This window comes from Dyadobacter sp. HNCC25DJ184, assembly GCF_056895215.1.
Window position 1 is genome coordinate 202673 of sequence record NZ_JBXHAQ010000007.1, and the last position, 17798, is coordinate 220470.

Sequence of the window (17798 nt, forward strand, 5' to 3'; positions counted from 1 at the left end):
GACCCAAAAAAAGGGTGAAGTCCAATATGCAGACTCCACCCTTTTCCCAAACCTTTCTTTCTTTCCTATTTTTTCTTCTTCGATTTTTTGCCTGTCGGTTCGACTACTGTTGTCGCAGGAACTTTGGTAAGATCAAGAACCCGGATATTCCTGAATTTCAGAGAATCTCCATGGCCCAGATATCCGATATGCCCACTGGTTCTTTGCAGACCTGGGTGCTCACGGTGATCAGCCGTTCCGTTTTTACTAGCTTCCGCCAAGTCCCCGTCCAGAATGACCGTTCCATTAAGCGTAACCTTAATCTTTGACCCTTTAAGGTATACTTCCTCCTGGTTCCACTCGCCAACAGGCTTTAGAAATCCGCGTTTGGCAGGAATGATACCATATGCTGAGCCGTGATATTGATATTCTTTCAGGTCTTTATATTTCTCAGCATCGTTGTCCAAAATCTGGATTTCAGTACCAACATAAGCTCCATCACCTTCCAACGGCGTTCTAATACCCAAACCGTTATTTGCTCCCGGCGTCAATTGAAATTCAAAACGATATACAAAATCGCTGTATTCGTCTTTTGTATACAAGTTTCCTTTGCCACCACGTGCCGGATCAATTGCCAGAGTACCGTCCTCTATGAAATAGTCGGTTTTGTTACCCACCCATTCAAAAGTATTTGTACCGTCAAAAAGGATTTTATAACCCTCTTTAGCTTCTTCTTCGGTCAGCTTGTAAGGTTCCGGTCTCGGAATTTCACGAACGTAGATATCACGGTAATATATTGTATTTCCGTGTGCCTGAAGCTCAATTTGCTCTTTTGGGAAAATCGGCAATTTGCGGTCCCAGTAGTTTTCAAGCGTTACGTTATTGACCACATTTACGCCATTCAAATCCACAGAAACGCGGTCGCCCACCATGGTGATATGGAAAGTGTTCCATTCTCCAATCGCATTATCTGCGACTTTTGAAGGCTTGCTTTCGTATTGCTGATTATTGTAAAGTCCGCCTGAGCCGACCTGTGCGCCAACCTCTACGCGTGAAGTATCCCAAATCTGAACTTGCGGCGTTCCTCTCAGATATATTCCGGCATCACCTTTTTTCTCAATTTTCCAGTCTACATACATTTCGAAATCGCCATACTGTTTTACAGTGCAGAGGTTGTCACCATGGCCTGAGAATATCAGGCTTCCGTCTTTTGCATACCAATCCTTTTTTGCAGCTTCGTCTGCTTTTTTCTGTTGGGCAGCCAGCGTATCGGCACTCATCTGACTTCTTTTGATCGGATTTTGTACCAATCCTTTCCAGCCAGTCAAATCTTTTCCGTTGAACAAGTTCACAAAACCTGCGTCCTTTGGCATTTCGGCCAGTTGTTTCGTCACCGCCTGCTTCTGATATTCACTGTCCTGACCTGTGAAAGTGGAAGAGGCTTTGGTTAAGATATCGCGAACCTCGGCACCATAGAAATCCTTATTGGCCAATCCTATCGTAATAGCTGTTTGAGACGCAGTTTGCTGAACCGCCGGATCATCCAGATACTTGCCAGCAAATATCAATGCATTGAAAGTTCTGTATCTCGACAACTCTTTCAAGATCAAATTTTTCTGTTCACTTGTTTTGGCCAGGGCCATTGCTTCGCGTAACTGAATTACTTTGTTTGCAGGCGTTTCAGAAGATTTAACCGTTGCTGCAACATAGCCGTTAATGGCCGAATTCAATTCCGAAGCATCAGAAGTTTTGCTTGCAATGGAAAGTAATTCCGAAGATGCAGACTCATCGTTCCACATACCTAATGATTCGATCGCTACTTTTTTAGTTGCAGCATCGCCATTGTTATAAGCATAAGAAACCGCAGCAAGCGACTTTTTACCACCAATCGATGCCAGGACTGGCAGGTATCTTGGTTGAGCAGATGCGGGAGAAACGGTCATTTGTTTCAAAACAACGTCGCTTTGAGAAGAAGTAGTGCCGGCACTTTTCACAACCGCACCAATCGCACTCTGAACAGAGCCAATTTCGCTCTCTTCCGAACCGGAATTCAATAACTGATATAATAACGGCAGATCTTTTTCAGCAGAAATTGACCTTAAAGAAGCATATGCTGCCTTCCTTACTTCAGGATTAGCGCTTTTCAAAAGCGGGGTCACGACCGATAATTTGGTATCCGCATTTCTGGCAGCCAAAACTTCGATAGCAGCAGGTTGTGCAGTGGCCGGAAGTTTAGGCAAAGCGATTGCCAACTGATCCACAACTTCGTTTCCTTTGATCGTCAGCAACGAACTTTTGATGACCTCAACTTCTGCTGGAGTCGCTGTTTTAAGAGCGGCAATTAGCGCCGGAACACTTTTCGCTCCTCCAATTTTTCCTGCTGACCATATGGCTGCGGACTTTACTCTTGTATCTTTCGCACTTAGCAACTTTAGAATTGTCGGTAAAGCATCTGCCGATTCAGCGTGTCCAAGCATTGTGACAATCTCAGCCTGAGCCTCAGGAGTTGTCTTTTTTAAAGCAGCGAGCCAAGGAGCGGTACCGTTTGCCATTGTATATTTTTGCCCCAATTTCAGAGCCGCAGCGCGATATTCGGGATCAGTGCTTGACATTGCATTTACCAGAACCGGTACGCTTTCCCTCTTTTTAATATCGGAATATACCTTCAATGCAGAAGAGCGGGTCGAAGTCTGTGTCGGGGCAGGGGTATTTTTGATCAACTCAAGTGCCGATTTAGTCGCCAGTTCTTCGGATCCGTTTTGCCCCAAACGAGCAAGATATTTTACATAAACCGCAGTTGCATCTGCTTCGTCATATCCGAAAGCTGCTTTTTGAGCGGCTTTAGAAAGAATAGCTTGAGACGAGGGCACACCTATTTCCGCCAGCGCAAAAAGACTTACTTTTCTCAATTGGATATCGTCGGCTACGGCTGTTTTCTCAATTTTGGAGGCAGCATCAGCATATCTGGAATTTCCTAATGCCTCGATAATAGCCATTTTAGCATATCCGTTTGCAGTCGAAAGTGCCTGATCAAGAGCAGCACCAGCTGCTGAGGAGCCATTACGTGCAAGCGCACGGGCAGCAGGACCAGCCAATTTTTCGTCTGGCAAATAACTTTTGAGGATATCGATGGATTCATCCTTGCCAACGGTTTGTAGTTGATAAATCAGAAAAACCTTATTGTCTGTATCCGTTATTTTCGAAAGCGCTTCTCCATATGCTTCGGCGGCCATTTTTCTCCAGGCCTCCCTGCCTGATTTTGTCGCCGCATACGTAAACCCGCCTATTGCATATTGTCTCTTTGCGTTGTCGCCTTTGCCAGCAGGTACAAGTCCCGTCGCGATTTCAACCAGGCCTGACTTACCCAATGAGGCAATCGTTTCCATACTGGTGTTCAGTTTGGCCGAATTATCTGCCGGCAGTTGAGCAAGCAGCTCTGTAATTTTCGGAGAAGCGTTTCCTCCCGTTTGTGCCCGCGCCTGGCCCGAAAGAGCAAGTAGGGCTATAAATGAATAAAAATATTTTTTCATGTTTTGTGTGCTGAAAGTCAAAGCTTTTAGCCGTTTCTTGTTATAAAATTTGAAAAGATTTAATAAATGAATGAGCTATTTACATAGTCCACGGGCCACGCATCGGCTGGTCTATCAACCGGTTTGCGCCTTCATCATCAATAAATTCTTGTTTTACAGGATCAAATTTCAAAGACCGACCCAAGCGGAGCGAGGCAAGTCCCATGTTAACAAGCGTACAGGAGCGATGACCGTTTTCTTCGTTCAGCGCAAATTTTTTCCTGTTTTTTACCGCATCCACGAAGTCGGTAACCTGTGGCTCCGGATCAGGGAAAGCAGCTAGTTTTTTCTCAAGATTTGGAATATCGGAGCGGAATCCTGGATATAGTTTTCCTTTGGGTCCTTCGATATAGGCCACGTTTTCGTCTTTTCCTTCACCATCCAACACGATCTGACATCCGTCGGCATAGGTATAAGTAATCCGGCGCCAGGTTCCAACGGCCTCCGTATGTTGCTGAGGCGCATCAACTTCCACACTCACCGGACTGGTATCGTCTTTGCCCAGGAAATATTGAATCGGATCCAGGTAATGCTGCCCCATATCTCCAAGGCCTCCGCCATCGTAATCCCAATATCCACGGAAGGTTTGATGAACGCGGTGCGCGCTATATGGTTTATACGGAGCTGGTCCTAGCCACATGTCGTAGTCTAGCTCGGCCGGTACCGTTTCGGGCGCATTGTTTGTTTTTCCAACCCAGTAAAATTTCCAGTCAAAGCCCGTATGTTTACTAACGGTCACTTTTAATGGCCAGCCCAGAAGTCCGCTTTGAACCAATTTCTTAATCGGTTTTACGGTAGTTTTCATTCCATAAAAGTTGGCATCAAATCTGAACCAGGTATTCAATCTGAATATCCGACCATGTTGCTGAACAGCTTCAACCAGTCGTTTCCCTTCTCCAATCGTACGGGTCATCGGTTTTTCACACCAAACATCCTTTCCTGCGCGCGCTGCATCCGCTGCGATGATACCATGCCAATGTGGAGGCGTAGCTACGTGAACGATATCTACCTCAGGCAATTGAATCAGTTCACGGTAGTCGGAGAAGGTTTTTACACCTTTGTCTACCATTTCAACAGCAGTTTGCAAATGTTTTTTGTCCACATCGCAAAGCGCCACGACTTTCGTGCCTGCATATGGGATGTGCCCGCGACCCATGCTTCCGGTGCCTATGATGGCTTTTGTGAGGGTATCGCTTGGAGCGAGGAAGCCTTTTCCCAGCACATGCCGGGGAACGATCGAAATTGTGGCCAGTGTGGCAAGGGATCCTTTGATGAATTTTCTCCTTGACTCAGATGCGCCTTCCTTTGTTATCATTGATTAAGGTTATGGTTAGGAAACTATCTTTTTTGAAAATGCAGTTAAATTATCACTAAAATGCCGAAATATCAATGAGTGCACGAGAACATGTTAGTTTTTAGCAATCAGGTGTTAGCTTTTAGCCCGCCATATTGTAGTTCAATTCTTTAATAAGAATATCTGGAATTCAATATTTTTGGAACTCTTAAAAATGACATGTGTCTTTCCCTAACTCCTGACAGCTTCACAGCGGAATATTCCCGTGCTTCTTCCTCGGCAGTACGGCTACTTTGTTTTCCAGCATTTCAAAAGCTCGGATCAGTTTTTCTCTTGTTTGTGAAGGGTATATCACTTCATCGATATATCCGCGGTGTGCGGCTCGGTATGGATTGGTGAACTTGTTGGTATATTCTTCAATCTTTTCCTGCAATTTTTCCTGCGGAAACTCTGCTTCCGAAATCTCCCTTTTGAAAATAATTTCGGCCGCTCCGCTCGCGCCCATCACAGCGATTTCGGCTGTGGGCCACGCGTAATTCATATCTGCGCCAATGTGTTTTGAATTCATCACATCATATGCGCCGCCATATGCTTTTCGGGTAATGACGGTGATCCGCGGCACGGTTGCCTCACAAAAGGCATATAGTAATTTGGCTCCGTTGGTAATGATTCCATTCCATTCCTGGTCGGTGCCGGGAAGGAAGCCTGGTACATCCTCCAGAACCAGCAGCGGAATATTAAAACAGTCGCAAAACCGCACAAAACGGGCCGCTTTCTGGCTTGCATGATTGTCGAGAACGCCAGCGAGAACGGCGGGCTGATTAGCCACAATACCTACGCTCCGCCCGGCAATTCGCGAAAAACCAACGACGATATTCTCGGCATAATATTGGTGTGCTTCGAAAAAGCTGTTTTCGTCAACGATATGGTGAATAACTTCACGGATATCATAAGGCTGGTTTGGGTTGTCAGGAATGATGTCGTCGAGCTTTAAACGTTGCTCATTTTTTGGTTCATATGGAAGGCGGAAAGATTCGTCTTCACAGTTTTGAGGAATATAGCTCAGTAATTTTTTAATGCCTTTAATGCATTCTATTTCATTTCTGGAGACAAAATGTGTCACTCCGGATTTGGTAGCATGGGTCATGGCCCCGCCTAATTCCTCGGAAGTTACGTCTTCGTGGGTTACAGTTTTTACAACATTTGGCCCTGTTACAAACATATAACTGGTGTTTTCCACCATGAAAATAAAGTCGGTAATTGCGGGAGAATAAACGGCTCCACCAGCGCATGGCCCCATGATGGCTGAAATTTGCGGAATTACGCCCGATGCAAGTGTATTCTTATAAAAGATATCTGCATACCCGGCAAGCGACAAAACTCCTTCCTGGATTCGCGCACCTCCAGAGTCATTCAAACCGATGATCGGTGCGCCATTTTTCATGGCCAGATCCATCAGTTTACATATCTTCTCTGCATGCGTTTCAGACAGAGAACCGCCGAAAACGGTAAAATCCTGCGCATAAACATATACCAGTCGTCCGTCGATTTTTCCATAGCCGGTTATCACGCCATCGCCCAAAAAGTGTTGTTTGTCCAAACCAAAATCACGGCTCCGGTGCATAACGAAACGGCCAATTTCTTCAAAAGAATCTTTGTCAACCAGCAACGTGACACGTTCTCGAGCGGTCAGTTTTCCTTTTTTATGCTGTGCTGCAATCCTGTTTTCTCCTCCTCCAAGTGCCGCTTCCGCGTTTTTTTCGTCAAGTTTTTTTCTTTTTGAATCAATGACCGGTTTGTATTCCATGAACTTGAAGCGGTGAATATGAATGAGCTTTGATATGAATTATAAATATAGGTGCATTTTGGGAAGAAAGGAAAGAAGGAGAAAGGGATGAAAGGACGAAAGGGGCGAACGGTTCGACTATATTTGTAAAAGAGCGAACTGAGCTAATTGCAACTTAGTTTAAGCTACGATTGGCGGAAATATGGAAATTGGTATAAAACAGGTTTTTTAAGACAAACGAATTAACGGATATAGTGCAATTGTACCAACCCCTTTTCAAAAGACTTTGAACTTATCAATTTCAAGGAAGATTCGGGTCTGTCGTCGTTAAACAGGCGAATGCCGGACCCCAGGAAAGTCGGGATAAGCGATATAACGAATTCATCTATCAGATTGTCTTTCATCAATATATTCACGATTTCTGCCCCGCCATCGATGAACATATTTCTCCCGTTTTTGTTTTTCAGATTTGTTACCAACTCTTTCAAATCCCCAGTGTAAAAGTGGATATTTCCAATCGAAGGTCGAGGTGTTCGGGTGACAATATAGCTTTCTTTATCTGTATGCGGGAAGTCGAATCCCATATCTAAGACCTTGTCATAAGTTTTTCGACCCAAAATCACGGCATCAATGGTTTCGATGAATTCGTGATATCCGTAATCCTCGTTTTCTTTTTCTACAGCGTCTAAAAATGAGAGATCGCCGTCGTTTTTGGCAATGTATCCGTCTACGCTCATGGCGATATACAACACCACTTTTCTGTTACTCTTCATGGCTTACGTGAGATATATTTTTCTTTGTTCAACTCGTTATCTATAACAATTGCGGCCAGATTTTTCGGGGCCACTTCGCAATAAGCAGCAACCATGGCACCTTTTACTATATCAGTTGTGGCTAAATTTAAATCGATGGTCGTCCAGCCATGTTTCCCCCAACTGCCGGAAACGGGAATTGTGCAGAAAGGATAGCTTTTAACAAATGAATGTTGGTCCATTTCCGATAATTTAAGGACTATGCGATGTTCGTTCTGGTCATAGGTTACGAAAATCTTACCCTTGATTCTGAATGAAGTTTTTTCAAAATGCGGCATTTCAACCACTTCAGGAAATGAAAGCGCCATGTTTCGAAAGGTTTCGATATCCACCATTTGGTTTGAGCGGCCGAGTGTGAGTGGCTAAATTAGTGAATATAGTTGATCTACGATCAAGCTAATTGCAGCTAGAAATTTCCAGAAATATACCTTCTCGCTTCTTCCTGAGTCAACGCAGAAAAATTACGATATCGATGATGTACATCAATGATTTCTTCAATTGCTGCCGTCGCCAGGCTCTTGTTTTCCCACGTCTTTATTTCCGCGATGACGGTTGCAAGGCAGCCTTTTTTATATGCAATCTGTCCGAGGACATGGATGAGTGTACTTTGTACGCGTCTGGTTTTGTCAAACTGAAGTTCTTTGAGTAATGGCAAAATATCCTGAGGATACTTTCGACCACGCAGCTCAATCCCATGACAAATTTCCCGTCGAATTTCTTTATCGGGATGGTGCAGATATTCGCTGGCAAAGGCGAGAACGGGTTTGGGATTTACCTCACCCATTTTTTTGATGGAACCTATGACCGCGTTTCGTGGGGAATGATGAATGTCGAACAGGCTGGTATCAAAAAATTCTTTCACGCTGGCAAAGTCAGTTTTCCCGATTTCTCCTGCTGCATTGATAGCGGTCTGCCGGACTTTGAAATCTGATACCCTGATGAAAACACGTAGAATATCAACAATCGCGTCTAGAAGCTGTCGATCGCTTTTGTAGATCTTTCCAATGGCCAGGTAAGCAGCTTTTCGAATATAGCCGTCTTCGTCAGAGAAGTACGCCATCGTTTTGACCAATATTCCGGTTTTAATTTCGCTGGAAATATCAGCCGTGATCTGCCTTGCTTTTTCGTCGCGAGCTGCCTTGTTTAAATCATAAAAAGCCATTTTTGAAAAGTGCATTAAACTATTCCGAGATTATTATCGCCTTACAAACGCTGAACCAATACGAACCGACGGTCGCCGCGATTACACATCGGTTCCAGCCAGTCAGCTTTTATCAACAACATTACCTTTTTCAAGTTTGATAAAGTGCGTGACGCAGGAAGGAATTTCATTTGGATAGTGAGATACATATATCAAAGTACGCTCACCTGTGTCGCAGATGATATCAACAACTGATTTGAAATATTCGATCGATTGCGAATCCAGTCCCTGACAAGGTTCGTCCAATATCAACACTGGCGGGTTTTTTACCAAGGCTCTCGCAAGCAATACCAACCGTTGATGCCCTTTCGACAGCTGTGCAAAATCCTTTTCCATGAGATGGCCGACATGCAGCAAATCCGCTACCTCATGCACTCGCGCAATTTGCTCTTCATTTAGCTTTTTGAAAAATACTCCTGTCGCATCAAAAAATCCCGAAGCTATAGTTTTAAAGACTGGCGTATTTCTTGGAAAATATAGATGCAGCTCTGGCGAAACGTGGCCGATTTTTTGCTTGATATCCCATATTGATGCACCGACGCCACCTCTTTTTTGGTCAAAAAGATCGTAATCATTTGCAAAACGCTGAGGATTATCAGCCGTGAGAATACTCAGCAAAGTAGATTTCCCCGAACCGTTTGCGCCGGAAAGTGCCCATTTTTCTCCCTTTTTAATTTTCCAGTCAACACCATTCAAAATCTGATCGCTGCCATATTTAATTTTAATATTTCGGAGATCGACCGCTGTTGAAAAGTCGGTAAAATTTGGCTTTCCAAAGTCTTTCAGCTTTTCAGGATCCGGGCGCGGATAATGAGCCTGATCATCAGGATGCGCGCTGAAATCCTGTTTGGCGTCTACGCCTTTGATATGGCCTCCTTCCAGCTCGAGAACATGCGTGATGAAATCAGGTATCTCCGTAGTTGTTGTCGCCATAATAATCGTAACCCCTTCGTCAGCAAGGTGTTGCAATGAACTGCGCAATACCTCGCGACTTTGGGCGTCAAGCCCGGCAAATGCATTGTCCAGCAACAAAACTTTCGGATGTTTGAGCAGTGACTTCGCAAGTAGCATCCTTCTTGTTTCACCATTTGAAAGGGTAACGAAAGGATGATCGAGCAAATGCTCAATAGACAATAGCTGACTGATTCTGGCCAGCGATGCAGTATCCACCGACGATGGAGCCAGGGTAACTGATTTTTCATCAACAGTTCCTACCGGTCGAAGCTGATCTGTTAAAATGGCTCGCACGGATGGCGCTCTGTCAGCCTCATAGGTATGGAAACGTTGCTGGTAATATTCCGCGCCCGCACTTACAATTCTGTTAAAAGAATAGTCGTTGGCTACCAATTCCACTGACTGGCGCACGGGTCCTTCCCAACCATATACGAGTTTCCCCTTCCAAACAGGCCATTTTCCTGCCACGGCTTCCAATAAACTGGTTTTACCCGACCCATTGGCACCTACAATGGCCCAATGTTGACCTGGCAGAATATCCCAATCTATATCAGAAAGAATTATAGAATCGTACTTGCGGAGATATACACTTTGAAAGGAAATAAGAGACATATGAACAGGAACTGCGGACCTCAGCGGGCACCCTTTGGATATTTCAAAAACAAATATTAAAAGAAATGAAGAGAGTTATAAGCAAAAAGGCATCTCTTTTGGAAATGCCTTTCAGAAATATTATGCTGACAACCTAAAATTCCAAACTGCTATTGATATACCGCCAACCTGAATTCTTTCAACAGCTGTTCGATAAAAGAACTGATTGAATCCGTGTTCTGCGCAGTGATCAGACCGTTATCAGTCACCACTTTTTGATCAATCCATATCGCCCCGGCGTTTTCCAAGTCCACTCGGATTGAAGGATATGAGGTCAGTTTTCGGCCTATTATCACATTGGCATCGATTAGTAATTGAGGAGCATGGCCGATGGCAGCCACGGGTTTTCCTGCATCAAAGAAATGTCTCACAAAAGGCACAATATCGGCATCGTGCCTGAGCGTATCGGTACTCATAAGCCCACCAGGTAAAATCAATGCGTCGTAATATTCTGGTCTGGCCATATTCACAGGAACGTCTACGCGTTGCTCGGCCCCCCATTCAATTTTGTTCCACGCCTTAGCCTGATTTTTGTTCGGAGAGATGACGTGTAAAGTAGCTCCGTGACTGGTCACCGCCTCGGCCAGGCACGAAAGCTCAATTTGTTCAAAACCATCGGAAACCAGAGCGGCTATTTTGGTTTCATTTGATGCATTTTCCATTGTTGAATTCGTTTTAAGTTGCGGCAAAGTTTTATGATATTATTTGCTGCAAAAATCATACTCGTGCCTTACATGCCAATGGGTGACATTTTAATGAATAGACGGGGAAATTTAATCCACGGTTTGTACTAATAGGCACATAAACAAAACGAGCAACCCGGATATGGCTGCTCGTTTGCTTGTATCAATTATTGGATTTTGATTATATCTCGAGATGGCCGACGTTCTCGAATACTAGCTCATTCTGACCGTTAACCTCCATCATAATCACGGCGTCTTTCGCGATTTTTCCACTTAATATACCTTTGGATAATTCATTCAGAATCTTACGCTGCAATACTCTTTTCAGAGGTCTTGCTCCAAAGGCAGGGTCGAAGCCTTCTTCTCCCAATTTGGTCAAAGCCTCGTCGGTTGCGTCCAGCGTGATACCTTGTTCCTCCAACAGTTTCTGAATTCCTTTGAACTGAATATCGACAATCTTGCGAATGTTTTTCATTGAAAGTGGTTCAAAAAGAACGATTTCATCGATACGGTTCAGAAACTCCGGTCTTACCGAAGCTTTCAAAAGATCCAAAACAGCCTGTTTCGCTTCTTCCACTATCAGCGGGCGGTTCCAGCCCTCGTCCTCGGCAAATTTCTCCTGAATGATATGGCTACCGATATTGGAAGTCATAATAATAATCGAATTTTTGAAATTGGCCACACGACCTTTGTTGTCAGTCAGACGGCCTTCGTCAAGGACCTGCAATAGTATATTCCAAACATCTGGATGCGCTTTTTCAATCTCATCCAGCAAGATGACACTATATGGTTTTCTTCTTACCGCCTCGGTCAACTGTCCGCCTTCGTCGTAGCCCACATATCCCGGAGGCGCTCCAACAAGACGGCTTACTGCATGGCGTTCCTGATATTCACTCATATCAATCCGAACCATTGCAGTTTCGTCATTGAAGAGATATTCCGCCAGCGTTTTAGCAAGTTCTGTTTTACCAACTCCCGTTGGCCCAAGAAACAGAAAACTTCCGATTGGACGTTTGGCATCCTGCAAACCGGCACGGCTGCGTCGAACTGCGTCTGAAACTACTTCAATCGCCTCATTCTGACCTGCCACTCTCTGGTGTAAATGATCTTCGAGATAAAGCAGTTTTTCACGGTCGCTCTGGAGCATTTTGCTTACCGGAATACCGGTCCACTTGGCCACAACTTCGGCAATATCTTCCGGAGTAATTTCCTCCTTCATCAAGTTTCCTTCATGCTCAGACTTCTTCAATTCTTCCAGTTTGGCCTGCATTTCAGGAATCCGGCCATATCTGATCTCAGCTACCTTACCAAAATCTCCGGATCTTTCCGCTTGCTCTGCTTCTACTCTGAGTTGCTCGGTTTGTTCTTTAAGCGAACGGATCTCATTGACCTTCCCTTTTTCGAGCTCCCATTGTGCTTTGATCGAATTTCTTTGTTCGCTCAGTTCGGCAATTTCTTTGTTGAGAACCGTTTCTTTTTCCTTGTTATTCTCTCTCCTGATCGCCTCTCGCTCAATTTCAAGCTGCATAATCCGGCGGTTCAGCTCGTCCAATTCTTCCGGTACGCTGTCCATTTCCAAACGTAGTTTAGAAGCCGCCTCATCCATTAAGTCGATGGCTTTATCCGGCAGGAAACGATCGCTGATATACCGATTTGAAAGCTCAACAGCCGCTATTACTGCATCATCCTGAATCCTTACACCATGGTGCAACTCGTACTTTTCTTTAATACCTCTCAAAATACTAATCGCATCGGGCACGCTCGGCTCGTCCACTATTACTGCCTGGAATCTCCTTTCAAGGGCCTTGTCTTTTTCGACGTATTTTTGATATTCTTTCAAAGTGGTCGCTCCTATCGCATGCAACTCACCTCGGGCCAATGCCGGTTTAAGCAAATTGGCCGCGTCCATGGCGCTGTCTCCCCCACCCCCTGCTCCAATCAAAGTATGCATTTCATCAATAAAAAGGACAATTTCTCCCTCAGAATCAGTTACTTCCTTAATTACCGATTTTAGCCGTTCTTCAAACTCTCCTTTGTATTTAGCGCCGGCGATCAAAAGCCCCATATCCAGAGATACGATCGTTTTAGACTTGAGATTTTCAGGTACGTCGCCTTGTACAATTCTTTGCGCCAAACCTTCGACAATGGCTGTTTTACCAACGCCGGGTTCTCCCAGCAACAATGGATTGTTCTTTGTACGTCTGCTCAAAATCTGGAGCACACGCCTTATTTCTTCATCCCGACCAATTACCGGATCAATTTTACCGGCTTTGGCCAATTCATTCAAATTTTTACTGTACCGCTCCAGAGACCGGTAAGTAGCTTCTGCGTTTTGATCTTTCACGGGATTATTTTTTCCTCTTAGTTCTTTGATTGCGTTAATTAATGCCTGCTCGTTAAATCCGGCTTCCTTCAACATTTTAGCGGTACTATCTTTCCCCGCAACGATCCCCAAAAGGAACAACTCAATGCTCACAAACTCGTCTCCGAATTCTTTCAGATAGTTCTGGGCTTTGCCCATAGCTGCGGCGAGGTCGTTACCTATATAAGGCTGCCCTCCGCTTACTTTTGGATATCCCTGAATAAGCGTTTCCAGCTTTTGCTCCAACGTTTTTTCGCTGATATTCAGTTTGCTTAGTATAAACTGGAAAGTATTCGGATCTTCTTCGAGTATCGACTTTACAACGTGCCCCGTTTCGATGGCCTGTTGCTGGTTTCCCTGCGCCATCTGGGCGGCATGCTGGATCACCTCCTGCGCCTTAATTGTATATTGGTTTAAATTCATCGTCTTAATATTGTTCGTTGAGAATTATTGATTTTAGAACTAACCGTAAAAAAGACGTACCCGTAAGCTCATTCGGAAATTTTGGCATTAAATCAACGAAAATCATGATTTTAATGACAAAAGGGCATAGTCTGGTAGTGTTTCAGGCAAAACGATAGTAAGAGAGCAAAGGCTTTAAAAGCTTTTTTATGAACACTAAGAGCTAATCGCTAACAACTAAAAGCTTTTTTTCTGAATTTTCTTATGGATGTCCGCCGTTGCATTTAGCGATGCCGAGCCATACCATATATAAAATTCAGGTTCGAGAAGGTGGGCTTTAATTGCAGGATCCGTGTCTACCAGTGTTTTGGCTTCGTCAATCGATTCTGCGTTCAGAATGAAAATTCCCCTGTACTTATCATTTTTGAAAAAAGGTCCTGCTACTGCCAGTTTGCCGTCGTCAACTAGCCTGCCCATATTGCTCATATGCCCTGCAAACAGACTATCACTTACTGGTTTCTGTAAACTGGTTTCGCTTCCCGTTTTTAGAAGTACCATCACATACTTTTTCATACCATAATCGTCCGCATGTAATTTTTTAGCTAACAGCGAGTCGTATTCAACATTCTGGGCTTTCACGCCACCAGATATCAAAGTTAAACAGGAAAAAAAAGCACCAAATAAGAGCATTCGTTTCATGATTTCTGATCGATTATGAGTTCTTAATTGAGGTGAAATTTAGGTCGTTACGTTTTTCAACAGGAGAGTCATAAGCAATACAACACAAAAACGTAAAAGCTTATGAATTGTCTTATGCGATCGATAAGGACATTGTTTTTTATGGCAACTTTTACAATCCCCACCTATGCGCAAATTACATATTTTGAACAGGATTTTAATGGGTCTGGACCATTTGTGAATTCAAATCCCGGATCTGGGGAGTTTAGTAATATTATCCAAAATATGCCATCAACTTCGTATATCGTATTTCAAAATGGGGCAATGGAAATGATTCGCACGCAGAATGGCAATGGCGGATCTGTAAGTGCCGTAAGGTCGGTTCCATTTTCTCCCAATCCCGAAACCTTATATATCCAAATAACGCTAACTGTAAAAAACGTAACGGAAGCTGGGAATCCGGCAGCTTACTTCTATATAGGAGAAAACTTTTTTTCTTCTCAATTCCCAAGTAACGCCGCCCTATTTTCGCGACCGAATATTAAATTCGATCCTTCGGGGTTTGCTATACGTGATGTAAATTCCAACAGTAACAGCAGTACATTCTCCTTGAATACGCCTGTCACACTTACCTGGGTGTTAAACAATTCCCAATCTTCAACTGTGTATAAGATGCCGGAATCGGCAGCTGTGGCTAACAATGTCCTCGGTGCCCAGCGATATGATCTATGGGTGAACGGCGTTCAGATGGTAAATGAAGGGACGTCCTACGCCCCCTTTTCTGTTGCCAAATTGTCAAACATGCAAATTCGTTTTTTGGAGGGCGTAGGAACGATCAGCATCGATAACATCCGAATCCGGGACATTGATGGCGTATTACCCGTTCGTTTCAAAAGTTTCACCGCTCAGTTGGTTGAAAAGGATACCGAGCTGTTTTGGAAGGCGGAAGAATCGGAAGATTTTCACCGTTTTATTGTTCAGAGAAGCCGGGATAATATCCTTTTTGAATCGGTTGGTGAGGTTGCAATCCCCTCCAATTCAGATGGAGAATATCGGTTCAGGGATACAAGTGTTCCGTTGGGAATCAGCTATTATCGGGTTGTCCAGTCGGATAATAAAGGTCAGGAGGTTGCGCAGTCTATGGTACGGGATGTCGTCAACAACAGTTCGGAAAAATCTGCGGGTATTTGGCCAAATCCTTCGGACGGTTCTGTCATTCACGTTGTCAACATTTCAGAATCCGCAAGCGATCTTAAACTGTTAAATTTTCAGGGATCGGAAATTAAAATGGATATGAAACGACTGGATAAAAATCGCGTTGATTTAACTCCTGGATCGCATTTGCTTCCGGGTCTATACCTGCTGACGTATATGGATGAAGGCAAACATAAGACGCTCAAGTTCATGGTCGGTGACCTCAGGTAGACAAATGGCGTGTCGGCTTATTTGTTGGCATTTTAGAGCGCCTTTACATTCCCTTATAGAAGTTATTTGTAATATGAATATGAAAAGATATTATGAGAATTTAATTACACAAAATGACTTGTGTTTACCTTTGATTTTTTTGTTATTTGGCGTTTAGAAACAATTTGCGCATGAAAATTTCTGGTTTAACGGAGGAAGAGTCTATCTGGCTCAAATTTCTGGATGGCGACATTCAGGCATTTGAATGCCTGATGAATTCCAATTTCCGAAGCCTTTTTCACTATGGTTGCAAGTTTTCAAAAAATGAAGAATTCGTTAAAGATTCCATCCAAGATCTTTTCCTGACACTATGGGAAAAAAGGGCTGGCCTCAGTTCCGACATTCCGGCAAAGGCATATCTCATGGCTTCGCTTCGTCGCATGATGCACCGCAGCGCCAACATTCAAAAGAGACTTTACGGGGAGACTTTTGACGACGCGTCAGATGATTTTGAAGTAGAATTTTCGGTCGAACAAAGGTATATCGAACTGGAATCCAATCACTTACGTTCCATTCGCATTCAGCAACATCTTAATGAACTCCCCAAACGTCAGAGAGAGGTGGTATATCTGAAATATTTTCAGGAAATGGACCGCTCTCATATCGCCGAGGTTATGGGGATATCTCCTCAAACGGTTTCCAATTTGATGCAAATTGCGCTCGGCCATCTTAAGAAGCATTTCAAAGTTGAATTGCTCACCATCCTGCTTCTTCACTTTATGATATAACTTATTTAAAATAAGCTAGTTATATCATTACTTAAAAAAAATTCCAATTTTTTCTGGTATGCTCACCACCCGATTGTCTATCGGTAGGTATATGCTTGATTAATTCATGAATAAATATAAAAATTTTAGGGTTCAGGATTTCGTCTGGGATGATAGCTTCCGACAGTGGGTTTTACATCCCACGAGAGAGACTGACAGAATGTGGTCTGGGTGGCTTGCAGAAAATGAGGATGTACTATCAATTGCGAATCAAGCGAAAGATATTGTATTGGCAATGGTTGTAAACGAACCTGAAATATCCGATCAGGAAATCAAGCGGAATGTTAAGACAGTAATAGGAAAACTGACATTGACACCAGCAGAGGAGCGAACAGAAAAAAGGAAAATAAATGTCTGGTTAAGGATGGCAGCGGCCGTTGCGTTGATTAGTATGCTGGGTTGGTGGGGTAGTAAAATGATCGTGAGAACAAGGCCTCTTCCAGGTGAAACACAGGTTGCTTCGTCTGATATAGCATTTGGTGCTGATATGACTGAGGTTTACAATAACAAACCGGTCGCACAGATCGTGTCTCTCGAAGATGGGAGTAAGATTACACTCAGGCCCGGGGGATTATTGAAATATAAAAAAGGTTTTTCAAAGGGCGAAAGAAGAGAAGTATATCTAACAGGCGAGGCTTTTTTTGATGTGGCGAAGAATCCGCAACAGCCGTTTTTCGTATATGCCCGTGAGCTCGTGACAAAAGTGTTAGGTACCAGTTTCAATATTGATGCCCGGGTCGACTCTGACAATGTAACCGTTGCAGTCAGGACTGGCAAGGTTTCCGTTTTTGCAGCCTCTGACCTGGAGGTTAAGGAGAAAATAACCAGCAAAGAGTTGGACGGCATTATTCTCACACCCAATCAAAAAATTACATTTCAGAGAGATAAAATCAGGCTCGTGAGGTCCATCGTGGAACAGCCCGAGATCATATTACCAAAAACGCAAGTTCCTCGATTTGATTTTGAAGAAACGCCTGTGAGCGAGGTATTTGCTACAATTGCCAAAGCCTATGGAATCGAAATCATATATGACGAAGAGCTTTTCGGCGGCTGTCCATTAACGGCCAGACTGGACACCGAAAACCTGCATGACAAACTAACCATTATCTGCAAAGCCGTCGAAGCAAATTACGAAATCCTCGACGGGCAGATTATCATTCACGGAAAAGGATGCAAGAATTAAAGTTGTGATTCGC

13 protein-coding genes are annotated in these 17798 nt (G+C 43.8%); 3 read left to right on the forward strand and 10 right to left on the reverse strand.

Annotated features, from left to right (window positions below):
* Positions 1-65: 65 nt before the first annotated feature.
* The 10 genes from AC1XUD_RS12930 to AC1XUD_RS12975 all read right to left on the reverse strand — a co-directional run bounded on the left by AC1XUD_RS12930 (position 66) and on the right by AC1XUD_RS12975 (position 14392).
* A complete protein-coding gene (locus AC1XUD_RS12930; protein ID WP_483361426.1) occupies positions 66-3509 on the reverse strand; it encodes a 3-keto-alpha-glucoside-1,2-lyase-like domain-containing protein in 3444 nt (1147 codons plus the stop codon).
* Between the two features lie 79 nt (positions 3510-3588).
* Positions 3589-4863: a Gfo/Idh/MocA family oxidoreductase gene (locus AC1XUD_RS12935; RefSeq protein WP_483361427.1), complete on the reverse strand. Its 1275-nt coding sequence runs from the start codon at positions 4861-4863 to the stop codon at positions 3589-3591.
* 226 nt (positions 4864-5089) lie between these two features.
* A complete protein-coding gene (locus AC1XUD_RS12940) occupies positions 5090-6649 on the reverse strand; it encodes an acyl-CoA carboxylase subunit beta (RefSeq protein ID WP_483361428.1) in 1560 nt (519 codons plus the stop codon).
* A gap of 221 nt (positions 6650-6870) precedes the next feature.
* Entirely contained in the window at positions 6871-7401 is a 531-nt protein-coding gene (locus tag AC1XUD_RS12945; protein ID WP_483361429.1) for a dihydrofolate reductase family protein, read from the reverse strand.
* On the reverse strand, positions 7398-7748 hold the full coding sequence (locus tag AC1XUD_RS12950) for an MmcQ/YjbR family DNA-binding protein (RefSeq protein ID WP_483361430.1): 351 nt from the start codon (positions 7746-7748) through the stop codon (positions 7398-7400). The genes AC1XUD_RS12945 and AC1XUD_RS12950 overlap by 4 nt, the downstream gene beginning before the upstream one ends.
* A gap of 98 nt (positions 7749-7846) precedes the next feature.
* A complete protein-coding gene (locus AC1XUD_RS12955) occupies positions 7847-8602 on the reverse strand; it encodes a HEAT repeat domain-containing protein (protein ID WP_483361431.1) in 756 nt (251 codons plus the stop codon).
* Positions 8603-8704: 102 nt separating this feature from the next.
* Positions 8705-10207 (reverse strand): ATP-binding cassette domain-containing protein, encoded by a 1503-nt coding sequence (locus tag AC1XUD_RS12960; protein ID WP_483361432.1) that lies wholly within the window; start codon positions 10205-10207, stop codon positions 8705-8707.
* Positions 10208-10356: 149 nt separating this feature from the next.
* Positions 10357-10908 (reverse strand): DJ-1/PfpI/YhbO family deglycase/protease, encoded by a 552-nt coding sequence (locus tag AC1XUD_RS12965; RefSeq protein ID WP_483361433.1) that lies wholly within the window; start codon positions 10906-10908, stop codon positions 10357-10359.
* A 202-nt stretch (positions 10909-11110) separates the two neighbouring features.
* A complete protein-coding gene (gene clpB, locus AC1XUD_RS12970) occupies positions 11111-13714 on the reverse strand; it encodes an ATP-dependent chaperone ClpB (RefSeq protein WP_483361434.1) in 2604 nt (867 codons plus the stop codon).
* Between the two features lie 216 nt (positions 13715-13930).
* Positions 13931-14392 carry a YciI family protein gene (locus AC1XUD_RS12975; protein ID WP_483361435.1) on the reverse strand — a complete coding sequence of 154 codons (462 nt, stop codon included), beginning with the start codon at positions 14390-14392 and terminating at the stop codon, positions 13931-13933.
* A gap of 141 nt (positions 14393-14533) precedes the next feature.
* Here AC1XUD_RS12975 and AC1XUD_RS12980 point away from each other — a divergent pair, with 141 nt between their 5' ends.
* The 3 genes from AC1XUD_RS12980 to AC1XUD_RS12990 all read left to right on the forward strand — a co-directional run bounded on the left by AC1XUD_RS12980 (position 14534) and on the right by AC1XUD_RS12990 (position 17785).
* Positions 14534-15796 (forward strand): T9SS type A sorting domain-containing protein, encoded by a 1263-nt coding sequence (locus tag AC1XUD_RS12980; RefSeq protein WP_483361436.1) that lies wholly within the window; start codon positions 14534-14536, stop codon positions 15794-15796.
* Between the two features lie 170 nt (positions 15797-15966).
* The gene (locus tag AC1XUD_RS12985; RefSeq protein WP_483361437.1) at positions 15967-16563 is read left to right on the forward strand and encodes an RNA polymerase sigma factor; all 597 of its coding nucleotides are present in this window, start codon (positions 15967-15969) and stop codon (positions 16561-16563) included.
* A gap of 106 nt (positions 16564-16669) precedes the next feature.
* On the forward strand, positions 16670-17785 hold the full coding sequence (locus tag AC1XUD_RS12990) for a FecR family protein (protein WP_483361438.1): 1116 nt from the start codon (positions 16670-16672) through the stop codon (positions 17783-17785).
* Positions 17786-17798 lie beyond the last annotated feature (13 nt).